Consider the following 22,712-nt stretch of genomic DNA (forward strand, 5'->3'; position numbering starts at 1 on the left):
AAAGCTCTTATAAGTTCAAGTACTTAGCGCCAACTCTGTGAAAATAACACTTAATTAACTGGTACGAGCTGTTATACTAAGGGGATAAAGTGTAACTCAAGGAAAAACTATGTTGACCTTACTTCTTTTGATCGCTCTTGGGATCTGTCTTTACCAGCGAATTGGCCTAAAAATTACCAGCATAATATTACTGGGGATGCTTTTGTTATGGGGTTTTGCTTACTCTATCCCCTATTTCCACTGGTTCATCCTATTGCTGATTTTAGTTCCGCTTAACCTGCCAGCATTAAGACAGCCTATATCGGCTCGACTGCTGGATACCTTTAAAGGGGTTATGCCTAAAATCTCGGATACCGAACAAGAAGCACTCGATGCCGGCAGTGTTTGGTGGGAGCGAGAGGTCTTTGCAGGCAAACCCGACTGGAAGCGCTTACACAATATTCCCAAGGCTAGCTTGAGCGCTGATGAAGAGGCTTTTCTAAATGGCCCAGTTGAGGAGCTGTGCGCTATGGTTAATGAATGGCGAATCACCAACATTGATCGCGATATATCGCCAGACATGTGGCAATTCATTAAAGATAAAGGTTTCTTTAGCTTTATCATCCCAAAAGAATACGGCGGTCTGGGCTTTTCTGCTTATGCCCAGTCGCAAGTGCTAACCAAGCTTAACTCTTTGAGCGCCACTCTAGGCTCGATTGTCTCTGTTCCCAACTCGCTGGGGCCCGCAGAGCTTTTGATGCATTACGGTACTCAAGAACAAAAAGAATATTATCTGCCGCGTCTTGCTAAAGGTGAAGAAGTTCCCTGTTTTGCCCTGACCGCAGTAGAAGCTGGCTCCGATGCTGGCGGCATTCCGGATAAAGGAGTCGTCTGCAAAGGCCAGTGGAATGGCGAGGAAGTGGTTGGTTTAAAACTGACTTGGAATAAACGCTATATAACCTTAGCGCCAGTAGCGACCCTACTGGGCTTAGCCTTTAAAATGTACGATCCGGATGGCTTACTGGGTGATAAGGAAGATCTGGGTATTACTTGTGCTTTAATTCCAACCGATACTCCTGGCGTCGAAATTGGCCGCCGTCACTATCCGTTAAGCACTCCATTCCAGAACGGGCCGACCAGTGGCGACGAAGTTTTTGTTCCGCTCGATTATATTATCGGCGGCGAAAAGATGGCGGGCCAAGGCTGGCGCATGCTGGTGGACTGCCTATCCGCTGGACGCGCCATTTCATTGCCCTCGGGCGCTACTGGCGGTGCTAAAATGGTCGCCTACACCACTGGAGCCTACGCTAGGATCCGCAAACAATTTAAAGTGCCTGTAGGCTATATGGAAGGCGTGATGGAAGCCTTAGCACGCATTGCCGGCAAAACCTACATGATCGATGCGGTACGAACCTTTACCGCCGCAGGCATTGATACTGGCGAAAAACCGTCGGTAGCCTCGGCAATCGTCAAATGCCATACCACTAAACTGGCGCAAGAATGTTCGATTGACGGGATGGATGTGCATGGCGGTAAAGCGGTAATGATGGGGCCTAAGAACTATATGGGACGCTCTTATCAAGGCGCACCCATTTCGATTACGGTCGAAGGCGCTAATATTTTAACCCGCAGTCTCATTATTTACGGCCAAGGCTCGATCCGTTGTCACCCTTACGTTTTGAAACTGATTGAAGCCAGCCAAAACGATAATCGCTCCCAAGCAGTCAAAGAGTTTGATAAATCCCTGTTTGCTCATATTGGTTTCGCCATGAGCAACAAGGTTAGAACCTTCTGGCTTGGTTTAACCGCCAGTCTATTGTCACGCAAACCGCAGCGCGATTTTACCGGACGCTATTATCAGCGCATCACCCGTTTTAGTAGCGCCCTCGCCTTTTTATCCGATGTGACCATGGGAGTGCTTGGTGGCGAACTTAAACGTCGTGAATCCATTTCGGGTCGTCTTGGCGATATGCTTAGTAACCTTTATATCGCCACCGCCATCTTGAAATTCTATGATGACAAAGGGCGTCCAGAGTACGATAAGGATGTGGTTAGTTGGTCGATCGAACAATGTTTATATGAAACTCAAATGGCTGCTGACGGGGTCTTACGTAACTTCCCCATTGGTTGGATGGGAAAACTTTTACGACTAGTGGTATTTCCGTTAGGACTACCCTTGTCGCCGCCGTCTGACAAGCTTGGCCGTCGAGTTGCGAAAGACTTACAAAAAGCCGAGGCCATGCGCGAAGAACTAACACACGGTATTTATAAGTCCGAATCAGACTTTAGTAATCTATTTAAAGTAGATAAAGCACTGCGTTTACAGCTTGAAATGGAGCCCATCGTGGCCAAGTTCTCAGTGGCGCTGGGTAAAAAACCTGCCAACCACCAAGTAATTACTTTCGCTAAAGAAGCTTTCGAGCAAGAGATCATTAGCCAAGAAGAACTCGAGTTGGTAGTTAAAGCTGAAGATGCTCGACTGGACGTCATTAATGTGGATGACTTTTCCAAAGAAGAAATGTCAGGCAAGTTTGATTAATCTCGATAACCCATCAAATTATAAAGGGCTGATTTTCAGCCCTTTTTTATTTTTCGGCTATAGATTAAGTACCTTATAAATTTGCAATCTTGGTATAAAGTAGGCAGATTAAGTCTAGGTAAAAAATAATGGATATCTAAATTATGAAAAAAGTCTACTTACCTTTAGCTGCTAGCTTAATTGTGGGGTTTGGTGCGATGTGTTATAGCGCCGAAGTTTCTGCTAGTAAAGTCGATAGCAAGATCGAAAGTCAGGCCAAGGCCATCGAATCCAAGGTGATTGAGTGGCGTCGTCATTTGCATCAAAATCCAGAGCTTTCCAATCGCGAATTTAAAACCAGCAAATACATTGAACAACATCTGCGCTCGCTTGGCTTGAAAGTACAAACTGGTGTGGCGCATACAGGCGTAGTTGCCCTTTTAAAAGGCGCTAAGCCAGGCCCTGTGATTGCCTTGCGCGCGGATATGGATGGCCTACCCGTCAAAGAGCGGACGCCAGTTCCCTTTGCATCTAAAGTTATGGGTGAATATAACGGTAAACAAGTTCCAGTGATGCATGCTTGCGGTCACGATACCCACATGGCAATTTTGATGGGCACGGCTGAATTGCTCGCGGGAATGAAACAGGAACTTGCGGGCACTATTAAGTTTATCTTCCAACCTGCCGAAGAAGGCTCACCTGCGGGTGAAGAAGGCGGTGCGGAGCTGATGGTAAAACAAGGGGTTTTGAAAAATCCTGATGTGGATGCGATCTTTGGCCTGCATATATGGGCCGGGATGGATGTTGGTACTGTTGGCGTAAAAACGGAAGGTATTATGGCTGGAGTTGATGATATGAAAATCACCGTCAAAGGCAAACAGGCGCACGGCTCTACCCCTTGGGCGAGTATCGACCCGATTGTTGCCAGCGCACAAATTATCAACGGTCTGCAAACCGTGGTCAGTCGCCATATGAAGCTGGTGGATGATCCGGCGGTAGTTACCATTGGCGCGATTCATGCTGGAGTGCGCTCGAACATTATCCCTGAAGAGTTGGAAATGTTAGGAACCGTGAGAACTTTTAGCGAAGCCGATAAGACGAAAACGCGACAACTTATTACCGAAAAAGCCAAGCTGATTGGTCAAAGCATGGGCGCTCAAGTACAAGTCCAGATCCCCTACTCGGCTTCTTATCCTGTGACTTATAATAATATTGAACTGACCAATCAAATGCGCCCCACCTTAGAGCGCGTGGCGCAAAAAGTAATTACCATGAAGCCAGTGACTGGCGCAGAGGACTTTTCAATGTTTGCGCAAAAAGTTCCGGGCATGTTTTTCTTTTTAGGTGGTAAGCCACTAGACACGCCAGAGTTAGAAGCAGCGCCGCACCATACGCCTGATTTTTATATTGATGAGTCAAGCTTGGTCTATGGCGTTGAAGTCATGACCCAAGTTGCGCTTGATTATCTCGAACAAGCGAAAAAAAATTAAGGTGTCATGCTAGCAAGGCGGATTGCGCCAGATCCGCCGTTTTTCACGAACGCTTTGCAGTTTGCCCGTTGCTAAGTTAATGCTTATTTGGCCGCTACAGCCAGTCATCATTTGCTGAACGGCCAAGTCTTGATAACGTTTTTTAACTTTTGCGTGCGGCATTCCATAGCGATTAAAGCGATCCGTCGAATGAATCACCAGCTCTGGTGAGACCGCTTTGATAAAAGGATAGCTCGATGAAGTGTTACTACCATGGTGCGGACTCAGTAAAATATCGGCAGTCAAATCATAAGGATAGTCACTGCTAGCAATCTTTAATTCAACCTTGCGTTCAATATCGCCAGTAAGTAATAAACTCTTGCGTTCCGTGCTAACTTTAACAACACAACTTTGGTTATTCGATTTTAATGCTTTAGGGTTTGCATATACAAATTCAAGCTGTAAATTTGCAAACTGCTTTTTTATTCCTGTCTGGCAACTATTTGCTCGAATTAGCTCTTGTACATTAAAAGCTTTTGATAAGGCTGTCACCCCGCCGGAATGATCCATGTCATTATGGCTAATAATCAGCAAATCGATTTGGCTAATTCCAAGTCGTCGTAAACTGGGGGTGAGATAGAATTCAGCACTTGAGAAAAACTGATTAGCAAAGCCCGTATCGTACAATATTGCATATTCTGGGTTATAGACTAAGGCCGATAAACCATGCCCTACATCAAAAATTACTAGTTTAAATTCTTGTGTCTTATTTTGATACATCCAAGCAAATAGGCTGACCAGTAATAATGCCATTATCGGCATAATTTTTATTTTTCCTAAAGGCATCAGGCTTATTAATAAAACCACAAATAAGATCAACCAAAGCCACACAGGAATAAATTGTTCTAGTAGTAAATCCTTATGTTGGAAATGGGTTTGAGAAAAGGCAAAGCTTAAAAAGCCATCGACTTTATGCAAGATCCATGACCAGCCCAAAAGATTAAACAGCACTGCTATAAAAATCAATGGTAATAACACAAAGCTGAATAGTGGGATCAATAGCAAATTTGCCAGTACCGCTACTAAACTGGCCTCTTGAAAAATTAACAATCCCATTAAAAACATACTGAAACTGATAAACAGTTGTAATTCAATGGTGGATTTCCATATCGAAGTTTTAATGACCCTCCCACTGACATAAAGGCCAATTATAAAAACCGCGATAAAACTCAACCAAAAAGATGTTGATAGGACGGCTATTGGATCCCATAATAAAATCAGCAATAACGCCATAGCCAGATTAAAAGCTAAGCGCTGTTTGTTATGGCTTAGCAGGGTTAGTGCAAAAGCTGCCCACATGATTAAGGCTCTTAATGTCGGGATCGCAAAACCTGCTAAAGCACTGTAAAGCAAAGCCGCGACGCAGCTCATAATTAGCCCAAATGTTAGAGGTGCTATGCGTGATTGAACAAAACTGGCCCTAGCGGCAATCAAACTTGCCAGCCACAGGGTTAGCCCTGCGATAATGGCAATATGCAAACCTGAAATAGCCAATAAATGACTGATCCCCAAAGCTTGAATGGTTTGCCGTTGCTGCTCACTAATTTGTGTTTTTTCACCCAAAATAAGCGCTTGCAAGATCCCTGCTTGCTCGAATCTTGATAATCGCTGGTATAGATGTTGCCGAACCCAACTCAAGGAAAAACTTGCAGCAGCAGTCAGCCGCATGGCCCCAGAGCTTCTAACCGAAGCTCGCGCATCAATTTGTTGGATAAAATCCTGCTTTTCACCATCATAGCCTGCGTCATTAAGCGAACTGTAGATGGGTTTTAGCCGCACTTTAAAACGCCAAACCTCGCCTAATTTTGGCCATATCAAATCGGTTTCTTGCAGTGGCTGATTTTGATACCAACTCAGTTTTAGCTTCTTATGATTTAAATTTTCATCCTCTGAATTTTGGATAATGGCGGTGAAATACATCGATTGCGGATAAATTGCTGGTATCGATGCTATTCTCGCTTCTATAATGGCTTCTTGAGGTTGGGTAAGCGAGATACGGCTATCGAGGCGTGCTTGGCTATGAATTGATAACCATGCTAAACCGGCACAAAAACCGCTGAAAAATAGCAGTAAGATTAGGCAAATGGTGGGCGTTTCTAGCCTTAAATCCGGCTTGTTGTTGAACCGTGTAGCTCGCCACAGCATGAGTTTTGGCAAAAAAACCAATAGCGCACTTGCACTAAGCAACGCCAAGCACCATATTAAGTCCAGCGGTGCCGGTAAGATAAATATTGAACAGCAACCAATTAAGAAGCCCAAGATCCATTTGAGCACAACAAGTTCCTTAATGAATTATTAACATAATAGTTTTATATTGAAATCAGATGCCACGCAAGTTTTTTAAAAAAATCTCGCCCGATCCAAAGACTATCAAAGAAAATAAATTCTTGAGTATCTTTGGCAACTGGTTACATGAGCCTCAATTATGGCATCTAAACCGCTATAGCGCCTCAGCTGCTTTCGCCATCGGTTTATTTTGTGCTTTCATCCCAGTACCCTTTCAAATGATCATAGCCGCAGCTCTAGCCATCGGCCTAAAAGCTAATCTACCCATTTCCATAGCTACTTGCTGGGTCACCAACCCTCTGACCATTCCGCCGATGTTTTACTTTGCTTATAAAGTTGGGACTTGGATCCTTGGTGCGCCAGTTGAAGACTTTGTATTCGAACTTTCTATGGAGTGGTTGCAAAACGAACTGCTCGCCATCTGGAAACCCTTTTTATTAGGATGCTTAATTTGTGCGATTGCTGCGGGACTTTTAGGTTATGTGACGATTCAATTAGCATGGCGCTATCATGTGGTGATGGCTTGGCGTGCTCGCAAAGAACGCTGGAAAGAAACCATCAAAGAAAAATTACAGATTGGTGACGATGCTAACAAGCCTTAACTCGCCCCGGGTTATCTCACAACTTGCTAATACCGAAAAAGTAGGATAAATGGTATATTAGTGATAACACAAGGAGGTCGTCATGAATATTTTTCACTTAGTCAAACCTTTTATTCTTGTCATTTTTTTAGTGTCTTGCGCCCATGTTCCGGAGCAACCTCAGCCACAAAACATCAGTTTTGAAAAGGCTATGGAGCAAATTGCTTTAGGACTGCAAAAGTTTAACGAAACCAGCCAGCAAGCTGAACAAAGCTTTGGCTTAGTTCCCGCCGAAGTGGTAGCCACTTTTAACATTGGGGTAGTCACCAGCGGGCAAAACCAAACCAGCTTAACTGTCAATCCTGCTAATTTAGTTTCTGAGGTTCATAGTTTTGGTACTAGCTGGAACTATGAAGCCAGCTCAGAAAAGTCCAATACCATTGAAATCAAGTTTCGCAATCTGCTGTTTGCAAAATCGGGCGAAGCTTTTTATGACAAAGATGATATCGGTGAGCTAATTCAAAAACTCAAAGATGCTGGCATCGACGTTCATTACACCAAATAATCAGCTATAGAGCGACAATGCTATAGAAAACAGTTTAACTTAAGCACTTAACTCTCTGTTTATTATTTGAAACAGTTAATTTTAACCCTATCATGTCGTGATGATTTGATGTGTTTATCGCCAAGAATGTTAGAAATAACGGTTTCAAGAGAAGCTCGTTATTGATAATAAATCGTAAATTAATTAACCTAACATTTACTATTACAACAGCGTAAATAAAAAGATGAAACTATTGCTAACCCTTTTTAGTCCGATAATACTTTTCGCTTGTAGTACAATTAGCGATCAATATCCAGAAAGAAAACCACCTGATTTAACAACTTTCTATAAACAAGCAGGTTATCCACTTGAGGCGTCGCCGCCTCAGTATCCAAGAAAAGCCGCCATACGTAACATCGAAGGTTGGGTATTGTTTGAATTCAACTTATCGCAAGCTGGCAAGCCGACGAACCTTAAAGTTATAGATTCTTACCCTCAAGGTATATTCGAAGAAGAAGCAAGTAAAGCCTTTAAAGAATGGACTTTTCAGCACATCAATGACGTGGATAGCTATAAATACATTCTGGAGTTTAAGTTACGCTAACATACCGTTGTAATAATTATGGTATGAAATTTTCTTGATTAGAGTTATTTAAATAATTTCCCGTCTTCTAACTTTAGTTGCCGCTGCATTTTTCCGGCCAGCTCTAAATCGTGAGTAACGGTAACGAAGCTGGTGCCCAGGTCTTTGTTTAATTCGCACATCAGATCGTAAACTTTTTCCGCCGTGGTATGATCCAAATTACCCGTTGGTTCATCCGCTAACACCACTAGCGGCTGATTAACAATCGCGCGTGCAAAAGCGATTCGCTGCCGCTCGCCACCAGATAGCTCAGAGGGTTTATGCAGCTTTCGATTGGCAAGGCCGACTCTATCAATAAAATCATCCGCAGTTTTTAGCGCTTCAGTGCGATTAACATCGCCAATAATTAATGGCATAGCAACGTTTTCTTGGGCGGTAAACTCTGGCAACAAGTGGTGGAATTGATAAACAAAGCCAATCTGCTGGTTACGAAACTGACCTTGTAGTTTTGCCGATAACTGATGAATGTTTTGGCCATTAATCACTACTTCACCAGCATTAGGTTTATCCAAAGCGCCGACTAGATGTAATAAAGTGCTTTTACCCGAACCCGAGGCGCCAACGATAGCCAGCTGTTCGCCTTTGTCAACAGTGAAACTCAAATTATCTAACACATCAACCTGTAACGCGCCATCTTTATAGCTACGGCTTAAGTTACTAACCTCAATCAGGCGATTAGATTTATTCTTGTCATTATTCATAACGAAGCGCCTCTGCTGGCTGGGTTCTCGAAGCTTTCCAAGAAGGATAAATGGTGGCTGCGATGCTAATAACTAACGACCATTTAGCAATCTGTACCACATCAGAAGATTTTAGTTCAGTCGGCAAAAAATTAACAAAATAAACATTTTGTGGGAAAACTCTAACCTTAAACACTTCTTCAATCCACTGCACTATGTCAGGCAAATTTTGCGCCAATAAGATCCCCAAAATCACCCCAACGGCAGTACCAATCACGCCGTTTATCACACCCGAAGTCATAAAAACTCTCATGATCGAGCCAGGACTAGCGCCAAGAGTTCGCAGAATCGCAATATCCGCCTGCTTTTCGGTCACGAGCATTACCAGCGAGGTGACGATATTAAAAGCCGCCACCGCAATAATAAAGACCAATAGAATAAACATGATCTTCTTTTCCATATCAATGGCGTTAAATAAGGTTTGGTGTTGGCGCGTCCAGTCAGATAGCATATATTCGCCTTGTAGCGAGTTACTGACTTCAAACGCCGTATCGTAAGCCTGCATGACATCATTAGTTTTAAGTTGTAAAGCCGTCACGCCATCTTTGATCCGCAGCAATTTAGCCGCATCTTGCATATGAACAAAAGCCAAGCCCTTATCCACTTCAGACTTAGTATCGAAAATGCCGACCACATTAAAGCGCTTGGTTCTAGGATTTACTCCAGCAATACTAATTTTAGTCTCACTAAAAATCATTAAAGAAACTTTATCACCCAGACCAGCGGCCAGTTTGCGAGCCAAAGAAGAGCCAAGAATAATGTTATATTGACCTGCTTTTAAGTCTTCGATCTCACCCACTTTCATATTGTTCGGAACCACCGAAACCTCAGCCAGTTTTTCCGGCAAAATCCCTTGTACAAAGCCCACCTGATTAAGGCCTAAATGCCTAAACATGGTTTCCGATTGAATATAAGGTGATGCGCCAATAATCCGCGGGTGCTGTTTAACTTTAGCTTCTATCGCTGGCCAGTCTTTAAGTTCGCCGGCAAAGTCTTGCACCAAAACGTGCGGCGATACGCCTAAAATTCTATCCCGTAGCTCGCGCTCAAAACCATTCATCACCGACATCACGGTAATCAGCACCATTACCCCTAAAGCAATACCAATCATAGAAATAATGGAAATTAAAGAAATAAAACGGTTGCGCCTTTTGGCACGGGTATAACGCAAACCAACCAACAGAGAAAAAGGTAATTTCATCATTTTTTTAGTGGGATCAGAATTAACTGACCGCCAGTAATCCTTACCAATTGTTAATTATAAAGAACTTGGATCTGCCACAATATAGATTTCGAGCAGAGTTGCAATTTTGCCACTAATTGCTTGATAAATCATGCAATTTGGCGATTAGAGTGGCGACATAGTGAATGGTTCACCGTTTAAAATCAATCTCTTCGCTATAATTTAGCTCAAATTATGAAAATATTTTACTAAGTGCTTGTTTTTGTTATGCTATAGAAAACAAGTAAGGATAAATGAAAACAGAGGATTAGCATGAAAAATCTAGCTATTTTATTACTAGCAGGCGGTTTGGCTTTAGGGGTAAATAGTAGCCGCGCTGACGAAGTAAAAGTTCCGGTTGGCGCTCAAGCCAAATCGGATATACAAACCCCAAAGCGCGGTACTCTAAAGTCGCAAGTGCGGAAAAAATACGGCGAACCTAATTCAGTCTCGGGGCCAGTGGGAAATCCGCCTATCAGCCAATGGCGCTACAATGGCTTTACCGTTTATTTTGAGTATAACCATGTGGTACATGCCGTGGTGCATCGCTCTTAAGCAATACCAAATTACAAAAAACGGGCTAAATGCCCGCTTTTTTGTGCTGCTTAATTATTAGTACTATTTAAAACTCTATTGATTCAAGCCCTACTACTTTAAAATTTCTTGAATTTCTCGACCAAAGTCTTGTTGCAACGAAGTTGAGATCTCAACGCCTAATTGACTACTTTTTTGCATAATAACCGGCAACTCCTTAACAAACTTTTTACCGGACTCCGTTTTATAAAAAGCCAATAAATCTTTTAATTCTTGCTCATTAAAAGTATTGCTGTATAAATCAATAATGCCATTGACAAGGCGCGGATCATTAGCAAATTTATTCGCATATTTATCCACTAACTGATTAATCTGCTCTAATTTTTCCGCTGCAACGCCCTGACTTTGTAGTTGTTATATAAAAGGATCCATACCCAACTTAAAGCCAGCAACAGTAGCCTCTTTCGGATCGTTTAGGCTCATCAGCTCTTTAGCTAACTGATTTTTAGCAGCAGCATCGGCAATGACGCTGTTAAGACCAAAACTAGCCATTCCGAAGCTAACGGTAAGCAGCACAACTTTACTTATTTTCATAATAATTTCCTTTAAGGTTATCGTGTTAAGTTATTTCAATTGCACCAAGATATAAGGCGCTACTACCACTGTCCAAAATTGTGTATCGGCTTTGCAGTTCGCTTTGACAAACTCGATTGGCATGGCTTGAATTTTTTCTTGATCAATTAATTTCGCAATTTCTTGACCATTATCTAGCGACATATCGGCAGCACAATTGATCAAGTCCACTCCTTGTTGAATCAATAGCAAGTTACCTTTAGCGAAGAAGCGTTCGATTTCTGGCCAAGCTACCACAGCCGTTTCGCCGTTTAATTTAGCAATCAACTCTTCTCTTGGCGTTAATTGGCTCACTATATCGGTTGGCTGTGCTACCTTGCTGGACTCGGACTTATTGCTGCTCATGATGACTCTCAAAAATTTCTTTATTGATATGTAGGGTGGATGTTGGGAATGCGATTTCAGCGCCTTCTTGCTCAATAATGTGCATGGTTTTTAGTAATACATCTTGCTTGATCTCATGGTATTTGCCCCACTCGCGAGTTTTAGTGAAAGTATAAATAAAGAAATCCAAAGAAGACGCTGCAAACTTATTGAAATTAACCATCAGAGTTGCTTCTTGATCAATCTCCGGATGTTGCTGCAGCATGGTCTTAACCTTAGCCACAATAGTTTCAACTTTAGTCCAGTCATCATAACGCAACCCCACCATTTCATTAATTCGGCGATTAGTCATACGCGACGGATTTTCTACAGAAATATTAGTAAAGGTCGCATTAGGCACATACAAGGGTCTTTTATCGAACGTGCGAATACGCGTTTGTCGCCAGCCAACATTCTCCACGGTTCCTTCAATTTCTTTATCCGGCGAACGGATCCAGTCGCCCACCTTAAAAGGCCGATCGAGAAAAATCATCATACCGCCGAAAAAATTCGCCAGCAGATCTTTAGCCGCAAAACCAACCGCAATACCACCAATACCACCGAAGGTTAAAATCCCAGTGATCGGAATATTGAGTAGCTGAAAAATGATTAAGGCGCTGATAATCATCACGATCAAACGCATCAACTTACTAACCGCTAAAATTCCAGTTTCATCAAGTTTGATATCATAATTTCTTGCCTCGGCGCCACTATCCGCCTCTAAAAAGTTGGCTTCGATTTTATTGATCAAGCGAATCAAGCCCAGACTCACTGCAAAAACGATAAAGACTCGTTTTAAGTTGTTCAACAACTCAGTAGAAATTATCGGCTGGTTGAGATAAACCGCTTGCGCTGCCTGCAAGACAAATAAAACGCCTAACACCAAAATGGTGATAGATACGGGTTTATTAAGGCCATATAAGATAGCGTCATCCCAAAAATTAGCCGATTTTTCAAACCGTTTTTGAAGGCGCTTGTAAATAAAACGCCATGCCAAATAAGAAAAAACCGTCATACCGACTATGACTAGCAGTTGCCAATAACTTGGCAGAGATTCTAGCCATTGACTAAGTTTGGATAATTGTTCACTGGTTGTTTGCATGCTGTTCTAAATGCTAGGGTTACATTTGTTTAAGAGTTTAAGCTAAAGTTTTACTCAACTCGCGCCAAGAATCGCTCGCTTGAACTGCCGCCAAATTATACGCTAATTTGCTGCCTGCCATCGTTGCGATCCGCGCCGAGTTTTCTTTATTCACAGGCAGTTTATCCGCATCGGCTAACTCCTGAGCCTCAGTTGGATGGTTACACACCAACACCATATCGCAACCTGCGGCTAAAGCAATGTCCGCTCGCGCATGATAGTCGCCAGCAACGGTAGCTCCTTCCATCGACAAATCATCACTAAAAATAACGCCCTCAAAGCCAAGCTGTTGTCTTAAAATATCTTTGAGCCAAACTTCAGAAAAGCCAGCCGGATGCTTGTCCACCGAAGGGTAAATAACGTGCGCTGGCATCACCGCTTGGTAATCCTGCGCCAGCTCTGCAAACACCCGCATATCTTGCGAAATAATCTGTTCACGCGGTCTATCATCAACTGGGATTTCAATATGCGAATCAGCGCGCACCGAGCCATGCCCAGGGAAATGCTTAGCAGTGGTCGCCATTCCGTAATCATTCATGCCTTTGATAAAAGCTCGACCAAGCGCAATCACCTCATCAAGCTGTCCTGAAAACGCACGATCGCCAATCACTTCGCTGATCTCTAGGTTTAGATCCAATACTGGTGCAAAGCTAATATCAATCCCCACGCCTTGCACTTCTAACGCAATCATAGCGCCCAAGCCATAAGCTTTTTGCTTAGCCAATTCCAGATCGCGAGTTTGCTTTAGGATCTCGCCCATCGGCGGAATAGCGCTAAAACCTTCGCGAAAGCGCTGCACTCGCCCGCCTTCATGATCCACCGCAATGATGATATCACTCGCCGCCTCTTCTCGTACCGCCATACACAAGTCCGCCACTTGGTTGGTCGAGGCAAAATTACGAGCAAATAAAATCAAACCGCCAATCATTGGATTTTTTAGTAAATCCATTTCGCGACGATTGAGCGTTAAGCCTTCTAAGTCCAGCATCAGTGGGCCATACATGGGTTTATGCTCCAAGAGGAATTGTGATCGATAAATTTTGCGATAGTGTACCGAATTCTATGACCTGAAACACCCCGAAAAGCCAGAAATCAACGCTACCAACTTCTCAAAAGACCAGAAAAGGCTATAATGATGCGTTGAATTAATGGGTATGGTGGCTTCTTGCTCAGCTTGCTGCGGCGAAGCCCACAATTACAAACTAATCTTAAAAGCATATTAATTGAAAAGGTAACATATGAAGTTTAATCAAAAACTAACAAGCGCCCTAGTGCTCACCGCACTCTTTGGGCTAACCGCTTGTGATAACAAGGATAACGCGACTTCTAAACCAGTAGAAAAAGTTGCTCCAGCTAAACAAGCGCCAACCGCTGAAGATGCGGCAGCTTTTGTGGCACGCGCAGAACAAGAGCTATCGGACTTGTCCGACTATGGCTCAAAAATCGCTTGGGTTAACGCTAATTTCGTAACTGAAGATACGGTTGCGCTGAATGCTGAGGTCGGCGAGCGTTTTACAAAACTAGGCGTTGATTTAGCTAACGAAGCTAAGAAATTCAATGGCTTAGAATTACCTTATGATGTAGCACGTAAGCTTGAAATGATTAAACTTGGCCTAACTTTGCCAGCGCCTTCGGATGCCGCCAAAACCAAAAAACTGGCCCAAATTACTTCTGAGCTCGACAGTATCTACGCCCAAGGCCGCAGTCCTGATGGCCGCTCGCTAGGCGAGTTGACGCAAACCTTAATCAAGTCGCGTGATCCACAAGAACTGCTAAAAGCTTGGCAAGGCTGGCGAGAAATTTCAAAACCTATGCGTCCTTTATATAAGGAGATGGTTACCATCGCCAACGAAGGCTCAAAAGAGCTAGGTTATGTGGATACGGGCGCTATGTGGCGCTCGAAATACGATATGCCAGCGGATGACTTTGCCGCAGAATTGGATCGTCTATGGGGTCAAGTAAAGCCATTGTATGATGCTCTGCACTGCCACGTTCGCGCAGAGCTTAACGATAAGTATGGCGATGAAGTGGTTGCTCAAGAAGGCCCGATTCCAGCACACCTATTCGGAAATATGTGGGCGCAACAATGGGGCAATATCTACGACATCGCAGGACCAAAAGGTGGCGCTGCCAGCAAGGGTATCGACATTAACCCCTTGCTTGAAGCGCACTATGGCGTCGATCACGAAGTAGTCACTCACGCAGAGAAAGAAAAAGCAGTTAAGGCCATGGTCAAAACTGGCGAAAACTTTTTCTCATCACTAGGCTTTGCGCCTTTACCACAAACTTTCTGGGATCGCTCTTTATTTGTTAAGCCGCGAGATCGTGACGTCCAGTGCCACGCTTCGGCTTGGGATTTAGACAACAAAGAAGATATCCGCATTAAAATGTGTACCGAAATCAACGCGGATGACTTTCAAACCGTTCACCATGAGCTTGGTCACAACTATTACCAACGCGCATACATGAACCAACCGTTGTTATACAAAAACAGTGCCAACGACGGTTTCCACGAAGCGATTGGCGACACGGTGGCACTTTCTATTACCCCAAAATATTTAAAGCAAATTGGCTTGATCGAAGAAGAGCCTGATGCCTCAGCAGACATTTCATTATTGATGCGCTCGGCATTAGACAAGATTGCTTTCTTACCCTTTGGTTTATTAGTTGATCAATGGCGCTGGAAAGTTTTCAACGGTGAAATCACGCCAGAAAACTACAACCAAGGCTGGTGGGATCTGCGTGAAAAATACCAAGGCTTAAAGCCGCCAGTAGCGCGTAGCGAAAACGATTTTGATCCAGGTGCGAAATACCATATTCCAGGAAATACTCCTTACTCACGTTATTTCCTAGCGCATATTTTGCAATTCCAATTCTTCCGCGACATGTGCAAAATGTCTGGTAATACTGGCCCACTGCATCGCTGTTCTTTCTACGGCGACAAAGAAGCAGGCGCTAAACTAAACGCCATGTTGGAAATGGGATCTTCACGCCCTTGGCCCGACGCACTAGAAGCCATGACCGGCCAAAGAGAAATGGATGCCACCGCCGTACTAGAATACTATGCACCACTTAAAGCATGGTTAGACGAGCAAAACAAAGATCGTCAGTGTGGTTGGTAAGTAACTCTTAGAATGTCATCCCCGCGAAAGCGGGGATCTAGCTTAACTCCAATACGAAACTCAAGATAGATTCCCGCCTACGCGGGAATGACAAACTTTAGAAAGCCCCTCATAGAGCGGCTTTTTTATGTAAGCCAATGCCATATTGGTAATAATCAACTACAAACAAATCAAATAAAGCTCGACAAGCACCTAGTTAATCTATACAGTGGCACCCAGCTAGAAAGCAAGTCTATTATTTATATCACTACATTTCGCAGTTTTATTCGTATTATTTCGTCCTGCAGTTTTTAAGTCACAGTCTATTTTCAAAGCAATTCAAGCCTCTTGAAGGCACAAATTTATTTAAATTTCAGGATATTATTATGTCGAATACAATTACAGGAACCGTCAAATGGTTCAACGAATCTAAAGGTTTTGGTTTTATCGAGCAAGAAAACGGCCCAGACGTTTTTGCACACTACAGCGCTATCAGCAGCTCTGGCTTTAAAACCTTAACTGAAGGCCAAGCCGTTGAGTTTGTAGTTACACAAGGTCAAAAAGGCCCACAAGCTGAGAATATCGTAGCCGCTTAATACGACTACTATTTGATAAAAAAGCAGGCTTTTAAGCCTGCTTTTTTATGCAAGATTTTGCTAAACGTCGTTTAAAATAAATCTATAAATCCGGACAACTTAGCTATTAGCAATATTAGGGTTGGCAAGCTCACCTAAGCTACATTACTACTGACTCGATCATGAAACTCCTATGTCAGCAAGAGTCCATATTAGCTCAATATCGCAAGCATAAATTCCTGCTTTCGCGGGAATTTCGGCAAAGTTAAAAATCCTCAATTAAATTATCAATCAACTCTAAAGCTTTAATCACTGTCTGCTGACGCACTTGCGCCCTATTTCCGTCAAAAACTAATTTATGCGCTCCAGCGCCTAAAGCATGGGCAAAACCAAACCAGACGGTGCCAACGGGTTTATCTCCCGAGCCACCATCAGGACCGGCAATACCGCTAACCGCAATGGCAATACGTTTGCCCTTTCCTGCGCGGTTATAAGCGCCTTTGGCCATGCTTTTGACCACATCCATCGAAACCGCGCCAGCGGCTTCGATAAGTTCCATTGGCACACCAAGCATTTCATGCTTGGCTTGGTTGGAATAAGTAATAAAAGCCCTATCGAACCATTGGGAACTGCCAGCAATATCGGTACAGGCAGCGGATATCATTCCACCAGTGCATGACTCAGCAGTGACTATGATTAAGCCTTTATCGACTAATTTTTGTGCGTTCAATTCAAGTTGCGAGCTTAGGTCCAATTAGCGACTCCCTATTAGTTCATCTTACTTCATTTATGGTTTGCTTATTTATGTTTAATAGCAGATCCGTTAAGCTATAGCTTATCAACAAGAGCCACTAAATTATTGGCATCATAATATAATAATCAGGCAATGGCTAAAGCTGAAAACCGCTCCACGAAAACTTCTGAAAACCTTAGCGCCGCTAAGCAAAACGCGCCGCAGCATACTCCAATGATGCGTCAATATTGGGGTTTAAAAAATCAGCACCCCGATTATTTGCTGTTTTATCGCATGGGCGATTTTTACGAGTTGTTTTATGAGGATGCCAAACGTGCTGCTGAATTACTGGATTTAACCTTAACCAAACGCGGCGCTTCGGCGGGCGAGCCTATTCCTATGGCTGGCGTGCCTTTTCATGCGGTCGATGGCTATTTGGCACGCTTAGTGAAACTGGGCGAATCAGTTGCCATTTGCGAACAAGTTGGCGATCCAGCCACCAGCAAAGGGCCTGTAGCGCGCAAAGTAGTCCGAATTGTTACGCCCGGCACTCTTTACGATGAAAACCTGCTGGATGCTCAGTCCGATCAATTATTGACGGCGATTTACAAAAAGTATGAGCAATACGGGCTAGCTTGTATTGATATGGCCTCTGGTCGCTTTTGGTTGTCGGAATTCGACAACCAATCCGACTTCCAAGCTGAGCTATTTCGCCTAAAACCTGCGGAAATAGTGGTGAGTGACACCCAACAAACCTTAGTGTCGCAGCTAAACACTTCCATCAAATGGCAACCTGACTTTGCCTTTGATTATGAGCAAAATTTAGCAAACTTACTCAAACACTTCCAAGTAGCGAATTTGGATTCCTTTGGTTGTGAAGATCTGAACATTGCGATTTGCGCCGCTGGCGCGGTGCTTGAGTACGCCAAAAAGACTCAGCTTAATCAGCTACCGCATATTCGACTATTACAACGCCTTCAAGATAGCGACCAGCTAACCCTTGACCCTGCGACGCGGCGCAATTTAGAGCTGACTGAAAATCTTCAAGGCGGCGAGCAAAACACTTTATTTGAAGTGTTAAACTCCACTAAAACCGTCATGGGCGCACGTTTATTAAAACGCTGGTTGCATGCGCCCTTAAGTAACAAAGGCTTAATCGAAAAACGACTTGAGGCGGTAGAACAAATCCAAACCGAGCACCGTTATATTGAGCTACAAGAAATTCTAGGCTCGATTGCCGATATTGAACGGATCTCGACTAGAGTGGCTTTAGGCAGCGCCAATCCGCGTGACTTAAAACGTTTAGAACAAGGCCTGCAAGCTTCGCAAGCCTTGTTGAATGAAGTACAAACCAAGCAGCTTGAACTCAGTTTAGCTCAACAAATCTATCCCTTGCCGCAAGTTCAAGAATTACTAGATAAGGCCATTGTTGAGCAGCCGCCGATGGTAATTCGTGACGGCGGTATGATAGCGGCTGGCTTTAATGCTGAACTGGACGAGTTAAAAAACCTTGCTTCAGATGCCAGCGATTTTATGCTCAAACTTGAGCAGCAAGAAAAAGCGCAAACTGGCTTGAGCACCTTAAAAGTTGGTTATAACAGGGTACATGGTTTTTATATCGAAATTTCGAGAGCTCAATCCGATGGTGCACCCGCGCACTATATTCGCCGTCAAACCTTGAAAAATAATGAACGCTTTATTACTCCTGAGTTGAAAGACTACGAAGAAAAAGTGCTTTCCAGTAAGTCCAAAGCCTTGGCCTTAGAAAAAAGGCTTTATCAAGAATTAATCCTAGAGCTGCAAAAATTTGTGGCCGAAATTCAATCCACCGCCAGCGCAGTCGCCGAACTCGACTTGCTAACCTGCTTTGCCGAGCGCGCCGAAAGTTTGCAGCTCAATCGCCCCCAGCTTACCAATGATGCTGCGATTGAGATCAGCAAGGGTCGGCATCCCGTGGTAGAATACCATCTCAAAGACCCTTTTATTGCCAACGATCTCAGCCTTAATCAGAAAAGACGTTCGATTATCATTACCGGCCCAAATATGGGCGGCAAATCCACCTATATGCGGCAAACCGCCTTAATCGTATTAATGGCACATATCGGTTGTTTTGTACCCGCGGAAACTGCTCAAATCGGCACTGTCGACAGGATCTTTACCCGCATCGGCGCATCGGATGACTTAGCCAGTGGTCGTTCGACTTTTATGGTGGAAATGTCCGAAACCGCCAATATTCTCAATAATGCTACTAACAAAAGCTTAGTTCTGCTGGATGAAATTGGCCGTGGTACCAGCACTTTTGATGGGCTGGCTCTGGCCTCGGCCACTATTCAATATATCCACGAAAAATTAAGTGCCTACACCCTGTTTGCCACTCACTACTTTGAACTAACGCAACAGGCCGAAGAATGGGACTCAATGGTTAATTTGCATTTTGGTGCGACCGAGCATCAAGCGGGTCAAAAACAGCAGCTTATCTTTTCGCATCAAGCCAAAGATGGCGCAGCCAATCAAAGCTATGGTATTCAAGTAGCGCAACTGGCGGGCCTGCCAAATCCGGTGATTACAGCTGCCAAGCAGTTATTAACACACTTTGAGCAGGTTGGTACTCACGATTTAAACTCTGGCGATCCGCAGCTACCAAAGTTAGAATTTGCCGAGAAAGGCGAACCGTCGCCTCAAGATAGCCAGCTAAGAACGATCTTAGAATCTGTGGAAATAGATGAAATAAGCCCGCGACAAGCACTGGATCTATTGTATAAACTTAAAGAAACGCTAAAATAGCGCCTGCTTGACCCTATTTTGTTCATTTTGATTTAAGCCTATTCGTTTTAGGAGTTATCCATGGCATTTGTAGTAACCGACAACTGCATCCGATGTAAACATACCGACTGTGTGGAAGTATGTCCGGTAGACTGTTTTTATGAAGGTCCTAATTTCTTGGTGATCAATCCTGATGAATGTATCGACTGCGCCCTGTGCGAGCCCGAATGCCCTGCAGAAGCGATTTTCGAAGAAGACGACGTGCCAGCGGGCCAAGAAAACTTTGTCGAACTAAACGCTGAACTTTCGGAAATCTGGCCGAATATCACCGAAAAGAAAGATGCTCCTGAAGATGCCGAAGAATGGGATGGGGTTGAGAATAAGCTTCAATATTTGGAACGATGATTCAGTAAATCATATAAAAAGCTCTTAGTTTTAAGGCTGTTTATTTTTATACCTAGATTATTCTAAATAAATATTTACTTCTTGATTACGTCATTCCCGCGAAAACGGGAATGACCGCAAAGTTGAAACTACTGAATATCAATCGACTGGGTAAAAGGCTTTACTCCAATTGCTTGATAAATTTCATCGGGCTTATATAGATTCTGACCTTTAATCACCAGCGAAATATTACGCAAGGCTTGCATATCTTCAAGCGGGTTACCATCGACAAACACCAAATCTGCCTGCTTGCCAACAGCGATTGAACCGTTAGTCTCACCAGCACCAACCACATTAGCTGAATCGATAGTCGCGATTTTAAGAACGTCGGCATTGGAGATCCCCGCTTGCGCATAATCAATCAATTCTTGGTGTAATGTAAATCCTGCAATCCCATCGGTTCCTGCCACCACCTTAACGCCGCTATCGTGCAATTTCTTTACCATTGCACCAAGCGCTTGGGTAGACTTATCATAAGCTGCACGCTCTTCATCTTTAATGTCCAAGATCGCAGTCTTAAAATTACGCGCAACCGTCACTGGCAAATGATCATAAATATCCGCAACTTCAGGATTAATGCGGCCGGCTTTAGCTTGGAATAGCGATTTAAACACTGACAAGGTGGCATCAATTACAGTGCCTTTGGTTTTTAACTTAGCGATAAAATCTTCAACTTCTTTACTGTTTAAATCGAGTTCGCCCGCTTGTTCGCCAACCATGGTAAAGCGTAAACGCTTACGAGTATCAATCGAACCCATGAAATTTAAGAACAGCATATTAATGTGTTGAATTTCATCAAAACCCGCATCCACTGCTTCTTCAGCAGTCATAAAAGCAGGAATATGGCCGCTCAGCTTCATACCTTTGCTGTGAATGTGTTCCGCCAACGGCTTAACCCACTCAGGCTCCATCGAGCTGTAGGTTTTGATTTGCGGATAGCCCTGCTCAGCGTACCAATCCACCGCTGCCTTGGCCGCTTCCAACGAATCCACAGTTTTACCCATTTTCATGGCATAAGGGCTTTCTCTGTCCATAAAGCCAGAGCGATAAACGTCTCCGCCCATAATTTCATTGGCTTCGCTCATGCGTTCAATATCAACAATATTATCGTGGGTATTGCCCATATCACGCACATTGGTCACGCCCGCGGGAATATTGAGCAAGCCATCAGATTTTTGCAAATGGCCGTGCATATCCCACAAGCCAGGAATAAGAGTTTTACCCTTGGCATCAATGGTTTTTGCTACTGCAATTCTTGGAATTTTTCTACCCAAAGCAAATATCTTACCGTCGCGAACCATAATGCTTTGATCTTTTACTAACTCGCCCTTTTCAACGTCCACATAATTCACGTTGTTGATCAAAATTACGCCATCGACGGTATGCGTTAATTTTTGCGCCAAATCTTTTAGGTAATCATTATCTGCTCGTTTTTGAATAGCGCTTAATTGTTCAAGATGTTCACGTCCCCAACCTTCCGGGATCACACCAAACCAACCGCCACCATCAGTAGCAAAGAAATTATAATCATCGTCGTACCAAGCAAAATCGGGAGTAAAGCCAAAGCCGGCAATACCAATCAAGTGCACCTTTTTCTCTTGCGTGCCATTATTTAAAGTGACGCTATCAAGTTTGACCAAACTGGCGGTGCCTGATGGCAAAAGGTCAATTTTATTATCGGGATCTTTTGCTAAAGCTTTAACCAAGAACTCATTGGACGCGCCAGTACCGTCGATAGGTACGTAAAACGCCTTGCCATCAGTTTCAGCCTCACCGCTTTCATTGAGACTATTCCAAGTAGCAACGCCATTGCCAAAGCTATAGCTTTCATCAATTGGTGCTCCAAAGGCAGAAATTCCTTTAACTTGCTGCTTAACCACAAAGCCTTGCTCATCAACTTCTAACGTTTCTTCGGATTCGATACGACGATTATTCCAGCCCATGCTTAAATTGGCTTTTACAAAGTTACCGTCTTTTTCGACTTTATAAGTTCCAGCAGTGTCTTCTTTATTAAAAATATTGTATTGCAAGGACTCTATCGCAACCGTCTCCGAATTGTCCGGGCTAACATCAGAGTTGGCATTAGAATTAGCCATTTCTTGGCTATTATTTGACTTAGCATCAACAGGCAGATTATTTTTATTGTTCGATTGCTCAGAGGAGTTATCGCAAGCACTAAGCCCCAGCACAAACATAGCTGCAACGGCTAAAGTAACTTTAGGCTTTTTAAACATTTTTGACATATATAACTCCCCATTAGCGGTTTAATCGTATTCAACAATACAGTAATTTGATTGAGCTTATAAACTTATCCCGACTTTAACAAGCAGATTACATTTTTTCTTACAATTTTGCGGAAGTAGTTTATAGAGGCCATATCGAA

At 43.5% G+C, this 22,712-nt stretch carries 20 protein-coding genes; 10 read left to right on the forward strand and 10 right to left on the reverse strand.

All coding sequences use genetic code 11. The features are described from left to right. The first annotated feature begins 109 nt into the window (after nucleotides 1-109). Nucleotides 110-2,518, forward strand: coding sequence for an acyl-CoA dehydrogenase (locus NFS34_RS10245; protein WP_251359945.1), 2,409 nt, complete (start codon nucleotides 110-112; stop codon nucleotides 2,516-2,518). A gap of 143 nt (nucleotides 2,519-2,661) precedes the next feature. Further along, on the forward strand, nucleotides 2,662-3,987 hold the full coding sequence (locus NFS34_RS10250; protein ID WP_251359946.1) for an amidohydrolase: 1,326 nt from the start codon (nucleotides 2,662-2,664) through the stop codon (nucleotides 3,985-3,987). A 9-nt stretch (nucleotides 3,988-3,996) separates the two neighbouring features. On the opposite strand, the gene NFS34_RS10255 is transcribed toward NFS34_RS10250, so the two are convergent. Beyond that, entirely contained in the window at nucleotides 3,997-6,300 is a 2,304-nt protein-coding gene (locus NFS34_RS10255; protein ID WP_285834462.1) for a DNA internalization-related competence protein ComEC/Rec2, read from the reverse strand. 50 nt (nucleotides 6,301-6,350) lie between these two features. On the opposite strand from NFS34_RS10255, the gene NFS34_RS10260 reads away from it, so the two are divergent. The 3 genes from NFS34_RS10260 (at nucleotide 6,351) to NFS34_RS10270 (ending at nucleotide 8,041) form a co-directional block, all read left to right on the forward strand. Further along, complete coding sequence (locus NFS34_RS10260; RefSeq protein WP_251359948.1) at nucleotides 6,351-6,914, forward strand: DUF2062 domain-containing protein; 564 nt, start codon at nucleotides 6,351-6,353, stop codon at nucleotides 6,912-6,914. Nucleotides 6,915-6,996: 82 nt separating this feature from the next. Continuing rightward, nucleotides 6,997-7,458, forward strand: a complete 462-nt coding sequence (locus tag NFS34_RS10265; RefSeq protein WP_251359949.1) for a hypothetical protein — start codon at nucleotides 6,997-6,999, stop codon at nucleotides 7,456-7,458. A 223-nt stretch (nucleotides 7,459-7,681) separates the two neighbouring features. Next, nucleotides 7,682-8,041, forward strand: a complete 360-nt coding sequence (locus NFS34_RS10270) for an energy transducer TonB (protein ID WP_251359950.1) — start codon at nucleotides 7,682-7,684, stop codon at nucleotides 8,039-8,041. Nucleotides 8,042-8,085: 44 nt separating this feature from the next. Here the strand turns inward: NFS34_RS10270 and lolD are convergent, their stop codons facing one another. After that, on the reverse strand, nucleotides 8,086-8,781 hold the full coding sequence (lolD, locus tag NFS34_RS10275) for a lipoprotein-releasing ABC transporter ATP-binding protein LolD (RefSeq protein WP_251359951.1): 696 nt from the start codon (nucleotides 8,779-8,781) through the stop codon (nucleotides 8,086-8,088). Further along, entirely contained in the window at nucleotides 8,774-10,021 is a 1,248-nt protein-coding gene (locus NFS34_RS10280; RefSeq protein WP_251359952.1) for a lipoprotein-releasing ABC transporter permease subunit, read from the reverse strand. The genes lolD and NFS34_RS10280 overlap by 8 nt, the downstream gene beginning before the upstream one ends. 294 nt (nucleotides 10,022-10,315) lie before the next feature. On the opposite strand from NFS34_RS10280, the gene NFS34_RS10285 reads away from it, so the two are divergent. Then, a complete protein-coding gene (locus NFS34_RS10285; protein WP_251359953.1) occupies nucleotides 10,316-10,597 on the forward strand; it encodes a hypothetical protein in 282 nt (93 codons plus the stop codon). A 93-nt stretch (nucleotides 10,598-10,690) separates the two neighbouring features. Here the strand turns inward: NFS34_RS10285 and NFS34_RS10290 are convergent, their stop codons facing one another. The 5 genes from NFS34_RS10290 to nagZ are packed head-to-tail and all read right to left on the reverse strand — an operon-like array spanning nucleotide 10,691 to nucleotide 13,716. Next, nucleotides 10,691-10,936 carry a DUF2059 domain-containing protein gene (locus NFS34_RS10290; protein ID WP_251359954.1) on the reverse strand — a complete coding sequence of 82 codons (246 nt, stop codon included), beginning with the start codon at nucleotides 10,934-10,936 and terminating at the stop codon, nucleotides 10,691-10,693. A gap of 54 nt (nucleotides 10,937-10,990) precedes the next feature. Next, nucleotides 10,991-11,170 carry a hypothetical protein gene (locus tag NFS34_RS10295; RefSeq protein WP_251359955.1) on the reverse strand — a complete coding sequence of 60 codons (180 nt, stop codon included), beginning with the start codon at nucleotides 11,168-11,170 and terminating at the stop codon, nucleotides 10,991-10,993. Between the two features lie 30 nt (nucleotides 11,171-11,200). Next, nucleotides 11,201-11,554 carry a DUF2288 family protein gene (locus NFS34_RS10300; RefSeq protein ID WP_251359956.1) on the reverse strand — a complete coding sequence of 118 codons (354 nt, stop codon included), beginning with the start codon at nucleotides 11,552-11,554 and terminating at the stop codon, nucleotides 11,201-11,203. Beyond that, a complete protein-coding gene (locus NFS34_RS10305; protein WP_251359957.1) occupies nucleotides 11,541-12,674 on the reverse strand; it encodes a mechanosensitive ion channel family protein in 1,134 nt (377 codons plus the stop codon). Before NFS34_RS10305 ends, NFS34_RS10300 begins: the two co-directional genes overlap by 14 nt. Nucleotides 12,675-12,711: 37 nt before the next feature. Beyond that, nucleotides 12,712-13,716, reverse strand: a complete 1,005-nt coding sequence (nagZ, locus tag NFS34_RS10310; protein WP_251359958.1) for a beta-N-acetylhexosaminidase — start codon at nucleotides 13,714-13,716, stop codon at nucleotides 12,712-12,714. A gap of 235 nt (nucleotides 13,717-13,951) precedes the next feature. Here nagZ and NFS34_RS10315 point away from each other — a divergent pair, with 235 nt between their 5' ends. Further along, nucleotides 13,952-15,835 (forward strand): M2 family metallopeptidase, encoded by a 1,884-nt coding sequence (locus tag NFS34_RS10315; RefSeq protein ID WP_251359959.1) that lies wholly within the window; start codon nucleotides 13,952-13,954, stop codon nucleotides 15,833-15,835. A 365-nt stretch (nucleotides 15,836-16,200) separates the two neighbouring features. Then, nucleotides 16,201-16,410, forward strand: coding sequence for a cold-shock protein (locus NFS34_RS10320; protein WP_251359960.1), 210 nt, complete (start codon nucleotides 16,201-16,203; stop codon nucleotides 16,408-16,410). Between the two features lie 244 nt (nucleotides 16,411-16,654). On the opposite strand, the gene NFS34_RS10325 is transcribed toward NFS34_RS10320, so the two are convergent. After that, nucleotides 16,655-17,143, reverse strand: a complete 489-nt coding sequence (locus tag NFS34_RS10325; protein ID WP_251359961.1) for a CinA family protein — start codon at nucleotides 17,141-17,143, stop codon at nucleotides 16,655-16,657. A gap of 132 nt (nucleotides 17,144-17,275) precedes the next feature. Here NFS34_RS10325 and mutS point away from each other — a divergent pair, with 132 nt between their 5' ends. Together mutS and fdxA are read left to right on the forward strand one after the other, a co-directional pair. Continuing rightward, complete coding sequence (gene mutS, locus NFS34_RS10330; protein ID WP_251359962.1) at nucleotides 17,276-19,906, forward strand: DNA mismatch repair protein MutS; 2,631 nt, start codon at nucleotides 17,276-17,278, stop codon at nucleotides 19,904-19,906. A 60-nt stretch (nucleotides 19,907-19,966) separates the two neighbouring features. Continuing rightward, a complete protein-coding gene (gene fdxA, locus NFS34_RS10335; protein WP_251359963.1) occupies nucleotides 19,967-20,290 on the forward strand; it encodes a ferredoxin FdxA in 324 nt (107 codons plus the stop codon). 128 nt (nucleotides 20,291-20,418) lie between these two features. Here the strand turns inward: fdxA and NFS34_RS10340 are convergent, their stop codons facing one another. Then, on the reverse strand, nucleotides 20,419-22,572 hold the full coding sequence (locus NFS34_RS10340) for an amidohydrolase family protein (protein ID WP_251359964.1): 2,154 nt from the start codon (nucleotides 22,570-22,572) through the stop codon (nucleotides 20,419-20,421). Between the last annotated feature and the right edge of the window lie 140 nt (nucleotides 22,573-22,712).

This window comes from Kangiella sp. TOML190, from assembly GCF_023706045.1.
Lineage (GTDB): Bacteria > Pseudomonadota > Gammaproteobacteria > Enterobacterales > Kangiellaceae > Kangiella.

What these genes read in the sequence shown, in the direction of transcription:
- fdxA (WP_251359963.1), top strand. Translation starts at nt 19,967, where the DNA reads ATGGCATTTGTAGTAACCGACAACTGCATCCGATGTAAACATACCGAC.
- lolD (WP_251359951.1), bottom strand. Translation starts at nt 8,781, where the DNA reads ATGAATAATGACAAGAATAAATCTAATCGCCTGATTGAGGTTAGTAAC.
- NFS34_RS10260 (WP_251359948.1), top strand. Translation starts at nt 6,351, where the DNA reads ATGCCACGCAAGTTTTTTAAAAAAATCTCGCCCGATCCAAAGACTATC.
- mutS (WP_251359962.1), top strand. Translation starts at nt 17,276, where the DNA reads ATGGCTAAAGCTGAAAACCGCTCCACGAAAACTTCTGAAAACCTTAGC.
- NFS34_RS10315 (WP_251359959.1), top strand. Translation starts at nt 13,952, where the DNA reads ATGAAGTTTAATCAAAAACTAACAAGCGCCCTAGTGCTCACCGCACTC.
- NFS34_RS10245 (WP_251359945.1), top strand. Translation starts at nt 110, where the DNA reads ATGTTGACCTTACTTCTTTTGATCGCTCTTGGGATCTGTCTTTACCAG.
- NFS34_RS10320 (WP_251359960.1), top strand. Translation starts at nt 16,201, where the DNA reads ATGTCGAATACAATTACAGGAACCGTCAAATGGTTCAACGAATCTAAA.
- NFS34_RS10250 (WP_251359946.1), top strand. Translation starts at nt 2,662, where the DNA reads ATGAAAAAAGTCTACTTACCTTTAGCTGCTAGCTTAATTGTGGGGTTT.
- nagZ (WP_251359958.1), bottom strand. Translation starts at nt 13,716, where the DNA reads ATGTATGGCCCACTGATGCTGGACTTAGAAGGCTTAACGCTCAATCGT.
- NFS34_RS10305 (WP_251359957.1), bottom strand. Translation starts at nt 12,674, where the DNA reads ATGCAAACAACCAGTGAACAATTATCCAAACTTAGTCAATGGCTAGAA.
- NFS34_RS10295 (WP_251359955.1), bottom strand. Translation starts at nt 11,170, where the DNA reads ATGAAAATAAGTAAAGTTGTGCTGCTTACCGTTAGCTTCGGAATGGCT.
- NFS34_RS10280 (WP_251359952.1), bottom strand. Translation starts at nt 10,021, where the DNA reads ATGAAATTACCTTTTTCTCTGTTGGTTGGTTTGCGTTATACCCGTGCC.
- NFS34_RS10340 (WP_251359964.1), bottom strand. Translation starts at nt 22,572, where the DNA reads ATGTCAAAAATGTTTAAAAAGCCTAAAGTTACTTTAGCCGTTGCAGCT.
- NFS34_RS10270 (WP_251359950.1), top strand. Translation starts at nt 7,682, where the DNA reads ATGAAACTATTGCTAACCCTTTTTAGTCCGATAATACTTTTCGCTTGT.
- NFS34_RS10265 (WP_251359949.1), top strand. Translation starts at nt 6,997, where the DNA reads ATGAATATTTTTCACTTAGTCAAACCTTTTATTCTTGTCATTTTTTTA.
- NFS34_RS10300 (WP_251359956.1), bottom strand. Translation starts at nt 11,554, where the DNA reads ATGAGCAGCAATAAGTCCGAGTCCAGCAAGGTAGCACAGCCAACCGAT.
- NFS34_RS10285 (WP_251359953.1), top strand. Translation starts at nt 10,316, where the DNA reads ATGAAAAATCTAGCTATTTTATTACTAGCAGGCGGTTTGGCTTTAGGG.